Here is a 19,732-nt window from a genome sequence, read left to right on the forward strand (position 1 = left end):
AATAAAAACCCGAAATTTAAATTTCGGGTTTTTATTGTATTACATCGGACCTTGCTGGTCGTCACCGGTTGCATTAGAATTAATATCTTTTTTTCTTTTAGGTTGCTCTATTTTCTCACCCTGTTTAAATCTGTAGGTTAAAGAGATAGAAAATTGTCTTGGCTGCCACTGCATATAGTTGTTACGGGTATTATCGTTGCTGTAACTAATGCTTTCCATAGCTCTTGTGTTAAAGATGTCCTGAATATTGAACGCAATGGTTCCGTCCCCTTTCCAGATTGTTTTAGATGCACCAAAGTTTACAGCATACATGTCTTTTCTATCCTGACTTACTGTTTTTTGACCTCCTCTGTAGAATCCTTGTAATTGTACACTTAATGTCTTGTCAAGTCTGAACGTTGTATTAAGACGTAATCTGGTTGAGAAGCCACTTCCTGTAAAGTCTAATGTTCTTGTCTGGTTCAATCCGTCTTTATCTATGGTTGCATAAGAAGTGATTCCAGTTGTTTTGTATCTGAAGATATCTGCACTACCCATAATTTTAAACCATGCAAAAGGATCATAAGTGAAGTTCAGATCCAAACCAATACGGTCGTCATTACCTAAATTCTCAGGCTTGGTATAGAAAACAGTCTTTCTTTCGTCCGGCCTGTAGACTAGCATTTTAGTGTCATCTGTAGCATGTCTGTAATACAAAGTAGGGTTAATGGTAAACTTCTTCTTTGTAAGGTTATAACCTACTTCATAAGAATCTACGTAGGATGGATTTAAATCAATATTTCCCTCAAAAATATTCTGGCTGTTACTATAGTTTGGGAAAGGAACCATAAAGAATGATCTTGGCCTGTCTATTCTGCGGGAATAGTTAACTAAGATCTGGTTGTTTTTCGCAATATCATAACTTAAGAACACACTTGGGAACAGATTATTGTAATTCTTGGTCTTATCTAATGGAAGGGCTTTAGGATTCTGGCTGATATAATTAATTTTAACATTAGAGATTTCGTCTCTTAATCCTACCTGATAGCCAAAGTTTCCGATCTTACTTTTAAACTGTAAATAGAATGCATTGAACATTTCTTTATAGTCTGTATTGTTATTGTAATCCGGGATAAAAGGGTTTCCGGATGTACTGCTTACAAAATTATCATAAGTATTATGGTTAACGTCTAATCTGTATCCGGCTTCAAGTTTAGATTGTTCACCTAGTGGCAATTCATAATCCGCTTTCCCAATAACAGTTTTGCTTACAGAATGTCTTCTGGTAATGTCCTGTACATCAGGACGAAGGTCGTACGTTTCAAGGATGTCTGCATTGTTGTTGCTTCTGTTTCTTTGTAAACTTAAAGATAAGGATAAGTTCTGCCCCTTATCATCAAATTTGTGATCTAATCCTACATCTCCCTGGAATGCAAGATTATTGAATACACTTTTCGAATCTCTAAGCCCATAAGGATTTAATAAGCTCCATTTTCCAGCTGTAGTACTTAGATCTGACGAATCTCTGAAAAACCTGTATAAGGTATCATAGGTATCAACAAGTTCATTCCCGTCTCCTTCAAAGGTTCTTACCAATCCTGTTAGGTTAATGGATGTTTTTTCAGAAAGATCATAAACAAAACCTGCACTTGCATTATAGTTTTTATTATACGTTTTGTTGACAGAGTTTTGCAGTTGATGTACAGGTACATCATTAGGTATTACATTAGGAAGTATTTTTGGAAATTCAATATTATGATAGGTGGTTTCCGAATTATTTTTTGTTCTGTTTTCAGTGTAACCGCCACCACCATTTACAAACCACGTCCAGTTATTTTTTCTCCAGCTTAAATTGGCATTAAGAGCGGTTCTTGGATAATATCCTAAAGTTCCTACCACACTGCCGTTAAATCCTACTTTTTTACTCTTTTTAAGGATAATATTTAAAATACCGGAAGTTCCGCTTGCCTCAAATTTGGAGGAAGGGTTGGTAATGACTTCAATTCTTTCAATCTGATCTGCCGGAATACTCTGTAAAGCATTTGCGCCATCATCAATACCCAATAGGGAAGAAGGCTTACCGTTGATCAGGAATTTTACGTTTGAGCTTCCTCTCATAGAAACCGTTCCATCTGTATCTACGGTAACTGAAGGTACATTCGTTAAAACATCCTGAAGACTTCCTCCTTTGCTCACAATATCCTGTGACGGGTCGTATGTTTTTTTATCTAGCTCCACCTTATAGGGTTTAGCCGCGGAAGCTGTAATAACAACCCCTTGCAGTTCCTGTGTTTTCCCATCCAGGGTAGAGCTAGCTTCAGCTTCAATAGATAGTGCACCAATATTTCCGGTTCCCGTTATATTTTTATTGATGGTGCTCTTTTTGTAATCAATAGCTTCTACAGTGATATCGTAGCTTCCTGGGGTAAGCTGTAATTTATACTGACCTTTTTCATCAGTCAATACAGCATCGCTTAATGATTTGTTGGCCTTGTTGCTAAAGGTTACCGAAGCATAAGGTACCGGTTGGTTCTTCTTGTTGACAATGATTCCTGAAACATCAGCCTTCTCCTGAGCAAAAGCCATAGCAGCAGCTGAGAGTACTAAAGTAAGTCCTAGTGTTTTTCTCGTGAAAATATTGACAATTTCTGTCTTATTCTTCATAGGTTATTTTTTTGTATAAAATCGTGAAAGGATAACCCCTAATATTTTGAAATTCAATATTATTTGATTATCAAAATATTATGATCTATGTATTGTTTTTAATCTGTAAAATTCTGGTGTCTGCTAAGCCTACTTTATATTTTTAGAGTTAAGCCAGTCCTGATAAGCTTTTGCATTTACAGCATGTTCTTCCGCACTTGCCGTAAATTTGTGATATCCAAATCTTGCAGGATCTGCACACATAAATATATAATTGTTATTTTCTGCATTTAAGACAGCATCCACCGAGTTCTTATCCACTACGCATATTGGGCCCGGAGGAATTCCTGCGTTAGCATAAGTATTATATGGGGATGGAGTGGAAAGATGCTTATATAAAACCCTTTTTATGGGTTCTTTAAAATTTGTCTGCTTATTGATTGCATAGATTACAGTAGGATCAGACTGAAGTTTCATACCTTTTCTGTAACGGTTCAAATATAAGCCAGCGATCGTTTTCATTTCATCCTTTTTTCCTCCCGATTCTTTATATACAATAGACGCAAGAGCATAAATCTGTTCTCTTGAAAGTCCGGATTGCTGTTCCTTGTTTTTTCTTTCACTGGTCCAGAACTCATTGTACTGATCCTCGAATTTTGCAAAAAACTCTTTCGGGCTTACAGTCCAGAAAAAATTGTAGGTATCAATGAAGAAATATTTCTTCAGGTCTTCAACATTTTTATATCCTTTTTGCTGTGCCACCACGTCAAGGTCATTTACAAAATGAAGAGAATCCAGCTCTGTTTTTTTGGTAACCTTTCCAATCATCTGGTACATATCTCCAAAATCTCCGATTCTGAATGAATTTGCAGTCTGGTTACCTGCTTTAATCATATTAACAAGGTCTGTATTTCCTTTCCCACTTTGGATGTGATAACGTCCTGCTTTAAAATTGGCAGCAAGACCTTTATCTTTTGCTACCTCCTCAAAAGAAGCACGGTCTTTAATGTATGGTGTAATAGAATCCAGGATCTGATTAAAATTTGCCTTATGAGGGATCAGAACATAACCATCCTTTTCTACATTGTTTCCAAAATATTTATTATAAAATTTCAATCCAAAAAATCCTGCTACTACAAAAACAAGCAGTATGATAATGAGAATAGTTTTTTTCATTCCTAATAATATTGATTAAAAGTTTCTGATTTTAAAGAATATCTACTTTACCTTTAAAAACTTGCTTTGCAGGACCTTCTAACCAGATGTTACAGAAAGAACCTCCATTTTTTTCAGCATATACCTTAAGATTACCACCTAAAGTTTTAACTTTTACGGAAGTTAGATTGTCTTTTTGTAGAAAAGTTAAAGCAGAAGCCGTAACTCCTGTTCCGCAGCTGTAGGTTTCGTCCTCAACGCCTCGTTCATAGGTTCTTACAAAAATCTCATTATCTGAAATTTTTTCAACAAAGTTGACATTGATCCCTTTTTCTTTATAATTTTCCGAATTTCTGATATTATGCCCTTGGGTATAAACATCATAATCGGCAAGATTTTCTACATATTTTACATAATGAGGAGAACCGGTGTTCAGGACCGCATCATTTCCATCATGTGAAATAGTATCTACATCAATCATTTTTAATTTAATGATCCCATTATGAATTTCTGCTTCATGCTCACCATCTATGGCAATGAACTTACATTTGTCTTCAAAAACGTCCAGAAAAAAAGCAAAAGCCACCAGGCATCTTCCTCCATTACCACACATTGTGCTTTCTCCTCCGTCAGAATTATAGTATACCATTTTAAAATCATAACCAGGATCGTTTTCCAGAAGGATAAGTCCATCGGCACCTATCCCGAAACGTCTGTCACATAGTTTTTCAATGATGTTTTTATCTTTGGGAAACTGAAGATCACGGTTATCTACCATCACAAAATCATTTCCCGTGCCTTGATATTTATAAAATTCCATATTGTTTTTTGTCTAAATGAAGAAACAAAATTAATATATTTAAAATGAAAAAACGAACAGTGTTAACTGTTCGTTTCCTTATTTATAATCGTTATTTATAATTCTTTATCTAAAGCCGCCGCTGCTCTGTTGTCTTTCTGAACCTGAGCTTTGGTTGCTGCCTGAACTATTTCTGAATCCACCATCTGATGATTCGGATCTTCCGCTGTTTGTATTCCCTGAATTTCTGAATCCACCAGAATTGGTTCCTCGGTTTTCAAAGCTGTTTGAGTTTCTGAACCCACCGTTGCTTTGGTTATTCTGATTTCCCTGGTTGTTTTGATAGCCACTGTTTGAGTTTCTGAAACCGCCACTGCTGTTATTGTTGGAGTTTCTGTTGTATCCACCATTATATCCACTGTTTCCGTTATTACGGAAGCCATTATTCGGTCTCTGTGAAGTCACAGTAGTTCTTCTTTCTACGTATACTTTTCTTCTGGAGTTATTATAAGTATCATAATAGTAAGGGATACCATTATCATAGTAGTAATTAATATTGTTTCTGTAATAATATCCGTCATTACCATAATATCCGCCACTGCCATAATATCCTGAAGGAGCATAATAATATCCGTTGTTATAATATGGGTCACCATAACCATAGCCGTTACTGCCATAACCATCTGTGTATGCAAGACAAGATGTTAAAGTGCTTATAGCAAAGATACTAACTGCTATTTTGAATAAATTTTTCATAACTTTATTGTACTTTTTTTTCTTTAAAACTTTTTTTCCAATTGAGGTATCCTAAGATAGCCATTATAGTAAATACCAAATATTGAACCGAAGTGATGCCAAGACCCTTAAAAATCATCATAGGCATGCAAATAAAATCTCCGATAATCCAGAAAATCCAGTTCTCAATGCGCTGTTTGGCCATAAACCACATGCCTGCTAAAAATATTGAAGTTGTAAAAACATCCATCCAATTGGCCCAATCCAAATGGTATAATCCGAGGCTGGTACCATCCATTGAAAAATGATTGTCAATATAAGGTTTATAATAATAAATAAGAGTAACCAGTCCCAGACTCAGGATAAAAAGAATAATAGCATATATCCATTCTTTTTTCGTGGCCCAGGAAACGTCTACATGAACGTGATCTTTAGAATTTTTTGCCCATAGAACCCAGCCATAGACACTCATTATGGTGTAATATACATTAATCAGGCAATCCCCCAATAGTCCGAAGTTAAAAAGAATATATACATAGATCAGGGTTGAAATAATGCCGGTAGGGTACACCCATATATTTTTCTTAATGGAAAAATATACGCTCAAAGTTCCGAAAATTGCACCCGATGCTTCCAGCATAATCTGTAAAGAATCGTAGCTTTCATAAGGCTTTACAAAAAGATCATATAAATTCATGCGATCAAAAATAAGCAAAAAAATGGACTTTTTAAAATGGATTATATAATGTGTTGTTTGTGTTTTTGAAGGCTTTAATGTAAAATAAATGATGAAAGTTTAACGATAAACGTGAGAGTTCCTAAATTTTTTATATTTTTGTGAATCCTTAAATAAATAAAAAACATGTCGAAAATTTGGGTTAAAAAGCCACTAAGTGCCTATGAGGCAGATATGAAGAAAAGTGAGCTGAAGAAAGTCCTTGGAAAATGGAGTTTAACAGCAATAGGAGTAGGTGCTATCATTGGAGGTGGAATCTTTGTTCTTACAGGAACAGGAGCCTATTATCATGCAGGACCTGCACTTGCAATCTCTTTTATTATAGCAGGAATTGCCTGCGTTTTTGCAGCATTATGTTATGCGGAGTTCGCTTCCATTATCCCTGTTGAGGGATCAGCATATGCTTATGCTTACGGAACAGTGGGAGAAATTTTCGCTTGGGCCATGGGTTGGTGTCTCATTCTGGAATATGCCATGGCGAGTATGGCAGTTTCCGTGAGCTGGTCCGGTTATTTCACCAAATTTTTGAAAATTTTTGGGGTTCATTTACCCGCTTATCTTACTTCAGATCCTGCAAGTTATACAGGAAGTGGTTTTTCAATGAACCTGCCGGCATTTATTCTTGTTCTTTTAATCACAGCCTTATTGGTAAAAGGAACTAAAGAAGCAGCAGGAGCTAATAATCTGATTGTATTGTTAAAAACTTCAGCCGTTATCTTCGTAGTAATTGCAGGAACTTATATTATTTTTTCAAATCCAGAATTGTACAGTGCTGCAGACGGTGTGAAAAACTGGAAGCCTTTTATCCCGGATCAGGTTCCGATCAAAAACTCTGAAGGTGATCTGGTTTCCGCATATGGAATTAAAGGTATTATTTCAGGTGCAGCTGCTATTTTCTTTGCCTATATTGGTTTTGATGCTGTTTCTACTCAGGCGGGAGAGGCCATTAATCCTAAGAAAGATGTACCGTTTGCCATCATTGCTTCATTACTGATCTGTACTGCCTTATATATCTGTGTATCACTTGTATTAACAGGAATGATGCATTATACAGACTTTAATCCAAACGGAAAATATCCGGATGCCATTAAAGCACCTGTAGCTTATGCATTTGAAATTGCCGGAAAACACTGGGCAAGTAATATCGTAACCATCGCGGCTACTGTAGGTTTAATTTCTGTAGTAATGGTAATGATGATGGGCCAATCCAGAATCTTTATCGGAATGGCAAAAGACGGTTTAATTCCTAGATTCTTTGGAGAACTTCACCCAAAAACAAAAACACCTTATAAAGGAATTATTTTATTGGGAGTTATTGTGGCATTTATTGCTGCATTTACTCCAATTTCCACTTTGGCAGATATGACGAGCTTCGGAACCCTGTTTGCATTTACATTGGTGTGTATCGCTGTTTGGGTAATGAGAAAAAAAGAACCTAATTTGATAAGACCTTTCAGAGTTCCTGCTTATAAAATAGTAGTAGGATTAGGAGTGATCATCAATTTATATTTGATTTATAACCTGAGTGATCATGCAAAAGAGCTTTCTGCAGGTTGGTTATTGTTAGGTGGAATTGTATATTTCCTTTATGGTAAAAGAAACAGTAAACTTAACAACCCTGAAAAGTATCAGGATGAATTATAATACAAACCGCTTCGGCGGTTTTTTTGTTGCAAATAACCTATAACAGAAAATATGAAAAAGTTTTTGTCCATTATATTCCTTTCTGTAGGAATAACTGCATTTTCCCAACAGGTAGAGAATATTGAAGTGGTCCTTAATGATAAAATCAGCATCCGGGCCCTTCAATTATATGATAACAAAGTATGGTACAGCGGCTCGGAATCTAAGTTCGGGTTTGTGGATCTTAAGGATATCAAAAATCAAAAGCAAATTAAGCTTTCTGATGAAAAGCTTGAATTCAGAACCCTTGCACAGGATAAGAACTCGTTTTATGCAATCAATATTGTAAGTCCGGCCCGTTTCTTCAAAATTGATAAAAAAGATTTGAAATCGCAGATTGTTTATACAGATTCTGCAAAAACTGCATTCTACGATGCTTTACATTTTGTGAATGATAAACTTGCCTATACATTCAGTGATTCAGACAGTGACCAGCTATTAAAGCTGGCTGTTTATAAAGATGGTAAATGGGGAATGTTTAAGAATAATGTAAAGCTGAATGAAGGCGAAGCTGCTTTTGCTGCCAGTAATACCAATATTTCTTCTACGAAAAAAAATCTCTGGATAGCCACAGGAGGGAAGGCTTCGAGAATTATAAAGCTGAATCTTAAGAATGAAAAGCTGGAAATATTTAATACACCTTTTATCCAGGGAGAGTCTTCACAAGGGATGTATTCCATCGATTTTTATGATGACCAGTTTGGAGTTGCAGTAGGAGGCGACTATACCAAACAGGATGCTAATGTTAATAATATTGCGACTACTAAAGATGGTGGTGAAACCTGGCAGATCCAGGCTTCAGGCCAGAATGCAGGTTATATGACCTGTGTGAAAATTAAGCCGGGTTCAAAAGGGAAGGAGATCATTGCGGTAGGAGACCGGCACATCAGTTATTCATCAGACTTTGGTAAGACATGGAAGAAGATTTCTGATGAAAAGGGACTGTATGTCTGTCAATGGATTGATGGAAGCAGTGTGGTTTTAGCAGGTAAAGATAAAATTTTAGTAATGAAAATAAAATAAGATTCGCGGATGGGAAAAATTGAGGGATTATATTTTTTAATGGTTGTTCAATTCGTATCAATAAAATAAATGTTACTGATAGAATTTATCATTATATCCCTAACAGGTTTAAACAGTGTATTTAGACTCATTCTAAACTATAACCTAATATAATTCATAGGTTAAAATTCATAACTAATGGTTAATTTTGTAGGATGGAATTTTAATCATGTTAAACTTCCTTTTATAAAATTTTATTTTCAAAATGAATTCTTTAATAGATAAGTATAATATTCCCGGACCCCGCTACACTTCTTATCCTACGGTTCCTTATTGGGATGAATCTACATTTTCACCGGAAAGCTGGAAGGAGAGTGTAATAAGGTCTTTTCAGGAAAGCAATGCAAAGGAGGGAATTTCTATTTATATCCATTTGCCTTTCTGTGAGGCATTGTGTACATTCTGCGCATGTCATAAACGTATTACGAAGCAACATAGTGTTGAGATTCCTTATCTGGAAAGTGTTTTAAAAGAATGGAAACTCTATCTGGGACTTTTTAATGAAAAACCAAAGTTAAAAGAATTACACTTGGGGGGCGGTACTCCAACATTTTTCTCTCCTGAAAATCTGAGAACATTATTGGAAGGAATTTTTTCAACAGTAGAAATTGCAGAACACCCTGAGTTTTCATTTGAAGGACACCCGAATAATACTACGAAGGAACATCTTCAGACTTTATATGATCTTGGCTTCAGAAGGGTAAGCTTTGGGGTGCAGGACTATGACCCTAAAGTACAAAAAGCCATTAACAGGATTCAGCCTTTTGAGAACGTGAAGAACGTAACGGAATGGGCTAAAGAAATTGGCTACAGAGGAATCAGTCATGATTTGGTTTTCGGTCTTCCGCACCAGACCTGGGAGGCCATGGAAAATACCATCAGAAAAACAATGGAGCTGAAGCCTGATAGACTGGCATTTTACTCTTATGCTCACGTTCCATGGGTAAAAGGAGTAGGGCAGAGAGGTTTTGATGAAAATGACCTTCCAAGCGGAGAAGAAAAACGCCGTTTGTATGAAGATGGTAAAAAATTGCTTCAGGATTTAGGATATATTGAGGTAGGGATGGATCATTTTTCTTTAGAACATGATGATTTATACCAGTCTCTGATTCATAAAAGGCTTCACAGGAACTTTATGGGATACACCTCAAGCAATACCCAGCTGATGGTAGGGCTCGGAATGTCTGCCATTTCAGATTCATGGTATGCTTTTGCCCAGAATGTAAAAACGGTAGAAGAATACCAGACGATGGTAGAAGAAGGTAAAATTCCAGTGGTGAAAGGTCATGTTCTGAATGAAGAAGATCTGATTGTAAGAAGACATATTTTAAATCTGATGTGTCAGCTTGAAACCACTTTTACTACAGATAATTCTTTTGCTGAGCTTGATAACGCTTTAGACATGCTGAAAGAAATGGAAAATGACGGATTGGTTGAAATTTCAGGTAAGGAAATTAAAATTACAGAAGCAGGCAGGGCTTTTACCCGAAATGTAGCAATGGTTTTTGATCTAAGAATGATGAGAAATAAACCGGAAACGAGAATATTCTCAATGACAATATAAAACAAAAGCGGTTCGGTCTTGAACCGCTTTTGTTTTGGTTAAAGTTTACTCTTTTTACTTGATAACAATTTTCTGGCTGTAAGATTTATAATCTCCTGATTTCAGATTGATAAAATAAACTCCAGGAGTAAGTCCGGAAATATCAATACCCTTTTCATTAGTGATATTATCTGTTTTTAACATTTTTCGCCCTTCGGCACTGATGATCTCTGCTGTTGTGTTTTTGCCTTTAACTCCACTGATGAAAATCTGTTTTGAAGCAGGGTTGGGATAGATTTTTATTGTTTCTGGAAAATCATTTTCATGGGTATTTAAGGTTCCTGTTGTAATTTTATAAATTTTTCCACTTTCAACTCCGGCTACATAAAGTTCTTTCTGGGAATCTTGTCCAAAAGAAGAAAAGCCGTTTCCGCTATATGCAGATGTCCATGTGATCGAATTATCAGTATTCAGAATACCTATCTGGTTAGAGCAATAGTCTGCAAAGAAATATTTCCCCTGAAGAGATGGATATTGAGTTCCCCTGTAGACATAGCCGCCGGTAATAGAGCATTTTCCTCCGGAGTGATCATAGACAGCAACAGGAAATGTCATTGTAGACTGCGCTGGGCATCCTGTTGTATTGTAAGCCGTATTTCCTTCATAACAGCGCCATCCATAATTGCTTCCAGCTTGGGTAATAGGCATTTTATTGATCTCCTCAATGGCTCCCTGGCCTACATCGGCAATCATAGCATTTCCGGTAGTAATATCAAATGAAAATTTCCATGCATTTCGGAGTCCATAGGCCCATACTTCATCTGCACCATCAATGGTGTTTCCTACAAAAGGATTATCAGGAGGAATATTATATGGACCGGTAGCGTCTACATCTAATCTCAACATTTTTCCCAGTAATGAGTTTTTATTTTGAGCATTGTTGTTGGGATCTCCGGCGCTTCCACCGTCACCGGTTATAACCCAAAGTTTTCCATCAGGGGCAAAGTGGATGCTTCCGCCATTGTGATTGGCAAATGGTTTGGGAATGTTCAGTAATATTTTTTCAGAATTGGGGTCTGCCACATCAGGATTGGTGGAATTGACACTATATCTTGCCAATACAACATTACCGGCCGTATTATTATAATACACAAAAAAATACCCATTGGTAGAGTATTGCGGATGGAATGCAAGTCCTAAAAGACCTCTTTCACCATTAAAAAGAATCTTTGAAGAAATATTCAGGAAATTAGTGGGATTAATTGTCCCATCAGGCTGAATTATTTTTATGATACCATTCTGCTGAACCACGAATAACCGGCTGTCATTGGCGTTTGTAATCTCCACAGGACTGGTTAGCCCGGTGGCAAATTCAACCAAATTAATGCTTTGAGCATTAACGATTAAGGAAGAAAAGATACTTAGGGTAAAAAGTAGATTTTTCATAATATTTTGATAGTTAAGGTGTTGAAATATGAATGAAAATTTTATACCAATTAAATTTTGAGAACTTCACTATGATACCATGAAATAATTGTTAAATCTTAAATAGAAATCAGAATACTGATATATCTGAAAATAAACCATTTCTGTTGTTAAAAATTCATAAAATACAAGAAAATCATTATATTTGCCGACTTAATTTAACGTAGTTATAACAAAATGCAAGGAAAAGGACTTATTACAATTGTTGCTATTGTCCTGGGGTTGATTTGCTTAAACGAGCTATTACCAACCTGGTACGCCAGCAAAATTGAATCGCAGATAGAAGCTGCGAAAGGAAACGAGAAAGAGATCAAACGAATCAAAGAAGATACTCTTAATCTTGGGTATACGAAGCTTTATTATTCAAAAGCTAAAGACAAGGAAATGAAATTGGGTCTTGACTTAAAAGGAGGGATCAACGTTCTTTTGGAAATCAACCAGAGAGATTTGGTGAACGATTTAACCAATTATTCTACAAATCCTGTTCTTATTGAGGCTTTAAACAAGACTGATGAAGCTCAGAAAAACTCAACAAAATCTTACATCGACAACTTCTTTGAACAGTTCGATGCGGTTAACAAAGCAAAAGGAACAAACCTGAAGCTTGCTGATCCGGAACTTTTCGGAAACACAAACTTATCTGAAATCAAGTATAATACTACTGATGAGCAGGTAAAAAGTATTGTTAAAAGAAGAATTGATCTTTCTGTAGGAACGGCTTTCGAGGTAATCAGAACGAGAATTGATAAGCTTGGAGCAATCCAGCCAAACGTTCAGAGAGTACCTGGTACAGCTAGGATTTCTGTAGAAATGCCTGGTATGAAGGATATCGACAAGGTAAAGAAAATGCTTCAGACTTCTGCAAAACTACAGTTCTGGGAAGTACAGCAGGTTCCTGAAATTGCACCTTATTTCCAGACATTAACAACTATGGTTGCTGCAAAAGGAGATTCTATGGGAGTTGCAAAGAATGTGAACTTCATGAACCTTTTACAGCTTGACAAATTAAGAAGTAATGGTGTAGCGAATGTAAAATTATCTGATACTGCTGTTGTAAACAAAATCTTAAACAGCAAAGTAGGTATGGCTTTACGTCCTGCAAACATTAAATATACACAGTTCATGTGGGGTTACAAACCTGAAGCTACAAGTCCTGATGATTTAGTATTGTATGCAATCAGAAGTAACATCAACCAAAAAGCTCCGGTTGACGGTGCTGTAGAAACTGCAAACATCAGCTACGACGAACTTGGAAGAGTAGTGGTAGACATGCAGATGGACTCTAAAGGAGCTAAAGAATGGAAAACCCTAACAGAGAAAAACGTTGGAAAACCAGTAGCTGTAACACTTGATAACAGAGTATACACTGCTCCTAACGTTGTAAGTGCCATTCCTAACGGTAGAACTCAGATCTCTGGTAACTTCTCTCAGGAAGAAGCTAAAGAATTGGTTGACGTTTTAGGGGCTGGTAAATTACCTGCAGGTGCTAAAGTAGTTCAGGCTACTCAGGTAGGTCCGTCTTTAGGGCAGGAGTCTATTAATGCAGGGATGATTTCATTTGCAATCGCATTCTTAATTATCATTGTTTATATTATTTTCTATTACGGTGGTGCAGGGGTGTACGCTGTAATTGCGATGGTAATTAACCTTTTCTATATTTTCGGAATTATGGATTCCGGAGACTTCACTCTTACGCTTCCTGGTATTGCTGGTATCGTATTAACGATGGCTATGGCGGTAGATACGAACGTAATTATCTATGAAAGAACTAAAGAAGAACTATTCGCTGGTAAGAGCATCTTAGAAGCTTATAAAGACGGTTTCAAACACGCATTAAGTGCGATTATTGACGGTCACTCTACTACGTTATTAACTGCAGTTGTATTGTTCTTCTTTGGAACAGGGCCTATTAAAGGTTTTGCATTGACATTGATGATCGGTATTATCATGACATTGTTCACTTCTGTATTATTATCAAGAGTAATGATCTTCAGCAGGCTGAACAAAGGTAAACACCTTTCTGTATGGACTCCGCCAACAAAAAACCTATTCAGAAATACCTGGATCGACTTCATTGGGAAGAGAAAGTATGCATACATCATCTCTGCTGTATTAACAGTGATCTGTTTAGTATCAATGTTTACTCACGGTTTCAAATATGGTATTGATTTTACAGGAGGTAGAAACTATGTAGTAAGATTTGATAAGGACGTAAACGCTAATGATGTTGAAGAAAAATTAGTAAAACTATTCAAAACTGAAGATGGTAAAAACTCTTCTGTAGAAGCTAAAACTTTCGGAAACTCTAAGCAATTGAAAATCTCTACAGATTACCTTATTGAAGATGAATCTTTAAAAGCTGACCAGACTATTGAGCAGAAGTTATACGAAGGATTAAAAGGAGACCTTCCTTCTAATATTACTTTAAATGACTTCAAATCAGCAGACAAAGACCATGCAGGTATCATTTCATCTGAAAAAGTAGGTCCTACGGTTGCTGATGATATTCAGACACACGGTATCCTTGCGGTAGTTGCTGCATTGGCTGGTATCTTTATCTATATCTTATTCAGATTTAGAAAATGGCAGTTCTCTTTAGGAGCTGTAGCAGCATTGTTCCACGATGCGGTGATTATTTTAGGAACGTATTCATTACTTCATAAATATATGCCGTTTAACATGGAGATCAACCAGGATTTCATTGCTGCGATCCTTACGGTATTAGGATACTCAATCAATGACACGGTAATTATCTTCGACAGAATTAGAGAATACCTTAGAGAGAAAAAATCTTTAACATTAGCTGGATTATTTGATGACTCTATTTCAAGTACATTGGGTAGAACATTCAACACTTCATTCACTACGATTTTGGTGATCCTTGCGATCTTCATCTTTGGTGGTGATAACCTGAGAGGTTTCATGTTTGCTATGTTAATCGGTATTGGATTCGGTACTTACTCATCAATCTTTATTGCATCGGCAATTGCTTATGACTTCCTTAAGAAAGGTAAAGAAGAAGAAGTACACGGAAAAACCACTTCTGATAAAGAAGTACTTGCTTCAAAATAATACAAACTACAATAAATTAGTAAAAGCCTTTCGAAAGAAAGGCTTTTTTTATTTCCTACTGAGTTGAGAGTTGTTTAAGCAATAATCATTGTGGCACAAGTTATCTGTTATAAGGTATATCATATTCATTTGAAATCATGTTTTATATTTTATTATTGGCAGATATTCAATTTCCAGCCTTCCGGGTTGTTGGAAATAATATAAAAACAAAGAGTTTTTTAATATAATTATGGTATTCAGTATTATACTTCTTTAATAGAGTACAATTTAGAACCATTATTTTTAAGATTTGATTAATTTTGCACCATCATGGAAAATTCAAAGAAAAAAGCGGCTATAGGCTTTATATTTATTACTTTACTGATTGATATTACCGGATGGGGAATCATTATCCCTGTTGTTCCTAAATTAATTGAGGAGTTGATTCATGCAGATATCAGTGAGGCTGCAAAATATGGAGGTTGGTTAGGATTTGCCTACGCATTTACACAGTTTATCTTTTCTCCACTGGTGGGAAATCTGAGTGATAAATACGGGCGAAGACCTATTATTCTAATATCACTTTTCGGATTTGCGGTGGATTATATTTTCCTGGCCCTGGCTCCAAGTATCTGGTGGCTGTTTCTGGGAAGGATTATTGCGGGAATTACCGGAGCAAGTGTAACCACTGCCAGTGCTTATATTGCAGATATTTCCACAGATGAAGACAGAGCAAAAAACTTTGGACTGATAGGGGCTGCCTTTGGATTAGGTTTCATTATAGGCCCTGTTTTGGGAGGTGTTTTAGGGCATTACGGTGCAAGAGTTCCTTTTTATGCAGCAGCAGGTTTATGTCTTCTTAATTTCCTGTATGGCTATTTCATTCTTCCTGAAAGTTTAGATAAAGATAAAAGAAGAGAGTTTGACTGGAAGCGCGCCAATCCCGTAGGATCCTTTAAATTTTTAGGGAAGCACCCGGAAATTTCAGGCCTTATTACCGCATTAATACTGATCTATATTGCAGGACATGCCGTACAGAGTAACTGGAGTTTCTTTACAATGTATAAATTTAACTGGACAGAAAGGATGGTAGGGATTTCGTTGGGAGTAGTAGGTTTACTTGTAGGTTTAGTACAGGGACTTTTAATCAGATGGACTACACCAAGGTTGGGAGAACAGAAAAGTATTTATTATGGTCTTGCGATGTATGCTATAGGCTTATTATTATTTGCTTTTGCTTCAGAAGGTTGGATGATGTTTGCATTTTTAGTTCCATACTGTCTAGGAGGAATCTGTGGGCCTGCTTTGCAGTCTGTAATTACAAAGAGCGTGCCTTCCAATGAGCAGGGTGAACTTCAGGGAGCATTAACCAGTTTAATGAGTGCTACTTCAATTATTGGCCCTCCAATGATGACGAACCTGTTCTATTTCTTTACGCATGATGAAGCACCATTTGAGTTTTCGGGGGCTCCGTTCTTCCTGGCATTTATTTTAATGGCCATTAGTGTAGTCATTACTTATTCTGCTTTTAAGAAAAAAAGAAAGATTTAATAAGACTGAATTTTAATTAAGGGGAATAAATCATTTTAGATATGAATTTATTCCCCCAATATATATCAATGCGCTTAATGGATCCTTGGCCTGGGTTGCCTGGGGAATGTTTATTCACTTGTAATATACTTTTAAAATTAGGAGATCTAAAAATTAAATTTATAGTTTTCTCTTTTTTTTGATAAATATTTATCGTAATATTGCGATATAATTATTCAACCTATGGGAGTAACTAAAACTGACCATTTCACAGACGAGCAAAACAGGATCGCTATCATTGCAAAAGCATTAGGCCATCCTGCCAGAGTTGCTATTATTGAATATCTGTTAAAAGTAAATACCTGCATCTGCGGAGACATTGTGAATGAACTTCCATTAGCACAAGCCACAGTTTCACAACATCTGAAAGAATTAAAGAATGCAGGTCTGATAAAAGGAAATATTGAAGGAACTGCCATCTGTTATTGTATTGATGAAACTACCTTTGGAATATTAAAAGACTATTTTTCAAAAATCATACTTACAGTTTCCAATCAGAAATGCTGTTAAGAATTTTTTGCGTAAATTAATCGTAATATAGCGTTTTACCAATAAGTAAAAAGAATATGAAATTATCTGAGATTAAAGAAATTTTGTCAACACTGGATAATGTTGAATTTCAATTAGAAAACGGAGCTTTTGTTCCTGAGCATTTTCATGTTACAGAAGTAGGAACTGTAACAAAACATTTTATTGATTGTGGTGGGGTCATACGCCATGAAAAAGTGGTTAATTTTCAATTATGGAATGCCAATGATTTTGAACACAGGTTAAAACCTGGGAAGCTTTTAAATATTATTAAATTATCGGAAGAAAAGCTGGGTATTGAAGAGGGTGAAATTGAAGTTGAATATCAAAATACAACCATTGGGAAATATGATTTAGAGTTTAATGGAAAAACATTTGTTCTTAAAAATAAGACAACAGCCTGTTTAGCTCAGGACGCCTGTGGCATTCCTGTAGAAAAGCAGAAAGTAAGCCTGTCAGAGCTTTCTTCAAACAAGAATTCTTGCTGTACACCCAATTCAGGATGCTGTTAAATTTAAATAACTCAAAAAATTAAAGATGTACCCTAAACTATTAGAAACAATTGAGTTATTAAAAGATCAGCAAATTAGCAAAGACAGGAAAGCTACATTAAAATTATTAATTGACTTTATTCAGGACAAACTTGATAACAGGAAAATAATTGATATTAATTTCATCTGTACCCACAACTCAAGAAGAAGCCATTTATCACAAGTTTGGGCACAAACAGCAAGCGTATACTTTAATATTCCCAATGTAACTTGTTATTCAGGAGGAACTGAAGAAACTGCAATGTTTCCTAAGGTTGCGGAAACGTTGAGGGAGCAAGGCTTTTTGATCATAAAGATTTCAGATACGGAAAATCCTGTATACGCTATCAGGTATGATGAAAATCTGCATCCCATTATTGGTTTTTCAAAAAAATATGATAATGTTTTTAATCCCAAACATGGTTTTGCTGCAGTTATGACTTGCTCGCAGGCTGATGGAGGCTGTCCTTTCATTCCGGGAGCAGATAAACGTATTCCCATTACTTTTGAAGATCCTAAACTTTCAGACGGTACCCCTGAACAGAACCAGGTTTATTACGAAAAAAGTTTACAGATAGGAGCAGAGATGCTGTATGTCTTTTCACAAATAAAAAAACAGCATGAAAATAATTTCAATTAATAAGGAACATTATCCGGATATTTCCAAAATATATCAGGAAGGTATTGACACCGGCATTTCAACATTTGAGACCACTGTTCCATCATGGGAGAGCTGGAATGAAAGTAAATTGTTGCATAGCAGGATCATAGCTGTTCAGGGGGATATTGTACTAGGCTGGGCTGCCTTATCCAAAGTGAGCAGCCGTTGTGTTTATGAAGGCGTAGCTGAAGTAAGTGTATATGTATCGGAAAACCATAGAGGAAAAGGTGTGGGTAAATTTTTAATGCATCAACTTATAGAAGAAAGCGAAGCAAACGGAATCTGGACTTTACAATCTGGAATGTTTCCTGAAAATAAGGCTACCATAGCATTGCATAAAACTTTTGGATTTAGAATGATCGGGTACCGGGAGAGAATAGGGAAGCTGCAGGGTGTATGGAGGGATAGCGTAATGATGGAGAGAAGAAGCCAAGTGGTAGGAATAGATTAAATATATATTATGCAGCCAAAATTAAAATTTCTGGATAGATATCTTACGCTTTGGATATTTTTAGCAATGTTTTTAGGAATAGGTTTAGGTTATTTCTTTCCTGGTATCTTAAATTTAACCAATTCTTTATCTGTTGGAACTACAAATATTCCTCTGGCAATTGGATTAATAGTAATGATGTATCCACCATTAGCAAAGGTCGATTATTCCTTACTGCCAAAAGTTTTTTCAGATAAAAAAATCATAGGAATTTCTTTGTTGTTAAATTGGGTAATAGGCCCTGTATTAATGTTTGTACTGGCTATTATTTTCCTTAGAAATGAACCTGACTATATGATTGGTTTAATTCTGATCGGCTTGGCAAGGTGTATCGCAATGGTACTCGTCTGGAACGATTTAGCAAAAGGTAATCGTGAATATGGAACACTATTGGTAGCTTTAAATAGCCTGTTTCAAGTACTTTGTTATAGTTTTATGGTTTGGCTTTTTATTAATGTTTTACCAGAAAAATTAGGTTTAGCTAATTTTAATATAACAGTATCAATGGGGGAAGTTACAAGAAGTGTTTTTATATATCTGGGTATTCCTTTCATAGCGGGCTTTTTAAGCAGGTATTTACTAATCAGGTTAAAAGGTTTGGAATGGTATAACAGGAAATTTGTTCCTGTAGTTTCTCCACTCACTCTTTATGCTCTTTTATTTACGATTGTAATCATGTTTAGTATGAAAGGGGATAAGATACTGGAATTACCATTAGATGTTTTAAAAGTAGCTGTACCGTTGATTGTATACTTTGTTCTGATGTTTTTGGCAAGTTTTCTGATAAATAGATCATTCAAAGTTCCTTATGATAAAAATGCTTCCATAGCCTTTACTGCAACCGGTAATAACTTTGAATTAGCAATTGCAGTGTCTATTGCAGTATTCGGAATTCATTCTCCGCAAGCATTTGTTGGAGTAATTGGACCATTGGTGGAAGTGCCGGTTTTGATATTACTTGTAAAATTAAGTCTATGGTTGAAAAAGAACTATTATACCTGAGAAAATATATTACAAATCAATATTTTTCATGCTATTGAAGTTCTGAAACAGGAAATAATA

The 19,732-nt window shown here is 35.9% G+C and carries 16 protein-coding genes; 10 read left to right on the top strand and 6 right to left on the bottom strand.

Features of this window, described 5'->3' with window-relative positions:
• Nucleotides 1-39: 39 nt before the first annotated feature.
• From EG339_RS14565 to pnuC, 5 genes are all read right to left on the bottom strand, one after another.
• On the bottom strand, nt 40-2,643 hold the full coding sequence (locus tag EG339_RS14565; RefSeq protein WP_123870700.1) for a TonB-dependent receptor domain-containing protein: 2,604 nt from the start codon (nt 2,641-2,643) through the stop codon (nt 40-42).
• Nucleotides 2,644-2,772: 129 nt separating this feature from the next.
• A complete protein-coding gene (gene mltG / locus EG339_RS14570) occupies nt 2,773-3,798 on the bottom strand; it encodes an endolytic transglycosylase MltG (protein WP_123870701.1) in 1,026 nt (341 codons plus the stop codon).
• A gap of 31 nt (nt 3,799-3,829) precedes the next feature.
• Entirely contained in the window at nt 3,830-4,597 is a 768-nt protein-coding gene (dapF, locus tag EG339_RS14575; RefSeq protein WP_123870702.1) for a diaminopimelate epimerase, read from the bottom strand.
• A 105-nt stretch (nt 4,598-4,702) separates the two neighbouring features.
• Nucleotides 4,703-5,332: a hypothetical protein gene (locus tag EG339_RS14580; RefSeq protein ID WP_123870703.1), complete on the bottom strand. Its 630-nt coding sequence runs from the start codon at nt 5,330-5,332 to the stop codon at nt 4,703-4,705.
• A gap of 4 nt (nt 5,333-5,336) precedes the next feature.
• On the bottom strand, nt 5,337-6,008 hold the full coding sequence (pnuC, locus tag EG339_RS14585; RefSeq protein ID WP_123870704.1) for a nicotinamide riboside transporter PnuC: 672 nt from the start codon (nt 6,006-6,008) through the stop codon (nt 5,337-5,339).
• A 165-nt stretch (nt 6,009-6,173) separates the two neighbouring features.
• On the opposite strand from pnuC, the gene EG339_RS14590 reads away from it, so the two are divergent.
• The 3 genes from EG339_RS14590 (at nt 6,174) to hemN (ending at nt 10,356) form a co-directional block, all read left to right on the top strand.
• On the top strand, nt 6,174-7,691 hold the full coding sequence (locus EG339_RS14590; RefSeq protein WP_123870705.1) for an amino acid permease: 1,518 nt from the start codon (nt 6,174-6,176) through the stop codon (nt 7,689-7,691).
• A 51-nt stretch (nt 7,692-7,742) separates the two neighbouring features.
• Nucleotides 7,743-8,753, top strand: a complete 1,011-nt coding sequence (locus EG339_RS14595) for a WD40/YVTN/BNR-like repeat-containing protein (RefSeq protein ID WP_123870706.1) — start codon at nt 7,743-7,745, stop codon at nt 8,751-8,753.
• Between the two features lie 244 nt (nt 8,754-8,997).
• On the top strand, nt 8,998-10,356 hold the full coding sequence (gene hemN / locus EG339_RS14600; protein ID WP_123870707.1) for an oxygen-independent coproporphyrinogen III oxidase: 1,359 nt from the start codon (nt 8,998-9,000) through the stop codon (nt 10,354-10,356).
• A gap of 54 nt (nt 10,357-10,410) precedes the next feature.
• On the opposite strand, the gene EG339_RS14605 is transcribed toward hemN, so the two are convergent.
• Nucleotides 10,411-11,781, bottom strand: a complete 1,371-nt coding sequence (locus EG339_RS14605) for a PQQ-dependent sugar dehydrogenase (RefSeq protein WP_123870708.1) — start codon at nt 11,779-11,781, stop codon at nt 10,411-10,413.
• A 216-nt stretch (nt 11,782-11,997) separates the two neighbouring features.
• Between EG339_RS14605 and secD the strand changes: the two genes are divergently transcribed.
• The 7 genes from secD (at nt 11,998) to arsB (ending at nt 19,672) form a co-directional block, all read left to right on the top strand.
• On the top strand, nt 11,998-14,892 hold the full coding sequence (gene secD, locus EG339_RS14610; RefSeq protein WP_123870709.1) for a protein translocase subunit SecD: 2,895 nt from the start codon (nt 11,998-12,000) through the stop codon (nt 14,890-14,892).
• A gap of 309 nt (nt 14,893-15,201) precedes the next feature.
• On the top strand, nt 15,202-16,422 hold the full coding sequence (locus EG339_RS14615) for a TCR/Tet family MFS transporter (RefSeq protein WP_123870710.1): 1,221 nt from the start codon (nt 15,202-15,204) through the stop codon (nt 16,420-16,422).
• A 222-nt stretch (nt 16,423-16,644) separates the two neighbouring features.
• Nucleotides 16,645-16,971, top strand: coding sequence for an ArsR/SmtB family transcription factor (locus tag EG339_RS14620; RefSeq protein WP_123870711.1), 327 nt, complete (start codon nt 16,645-16,647; stop codon nt 16,969-16,971).
• Between the two features lie 56 nt (nt 16,972-17,027).
• The gene (locus EG339_RS14625; protein ID WP_123870712.1) at nt 17,028-17,501 is read left to right on the top strand and encodes a DUF6428 family protein; all 474 of its coding nucleotides are present in this window, start codon (nt 17,028-17,030) and stop codon (nt 17,499-17,501) included.
• A 25-nt stretch (nt 17,502-17,526) separates the two neighbouring features.
• Nucleotides 17,527-18,159, top strand: a complete 633-nt coding sequence (locus EG339_RS14630; RefSeq protein ID WP_123870713.1) for a low molecular weight phosphatase family protein — start codon at nt 17,527-17,529, stop codon at nt 18,157-18,159.
• Nucleotides 18,140-18,631: a GNAT family N-acetyltransferase gene (locus tag EG339_RS14635; protein ID WP_123870714.1), complete on the top strand. Its 492-nt coding sequence runs from the start codon at nt 18,140-18,142 to the stop codon at nt 18,629-18,631. The genes EG339_RS14630 and EG339_RS14635 overlap by 20 nt, the downstream gene beginning before the upstream one ends.
• Before the next feature lie 9 nt (nt 18,632-18,640).
• Nucleotides 18,641-19,672, top strand: a complete 1,032-nt coding sequence (arsB, locus tag EG339_RS14640; protein ID WP_123870715.1) for an ACR3 family arsenite efflux transporter — start codon at nt 18,641-18,643, stop codon at nt 19,670-19,672.
• Nucleotides 19,673-19,732: the final 60 nt, after the last annotated feature.

The organism is Chryseobacterium bernardetii, from assembly GCF_003815975.1.
GTDB classification, from domain to species: domain Bacteria; phylum Bacteroidota; class Bacteroidia; order Flavobacteriales; family Weeksellaceae; genus Chryseobacterium; species Chryseobacterium bernardetii.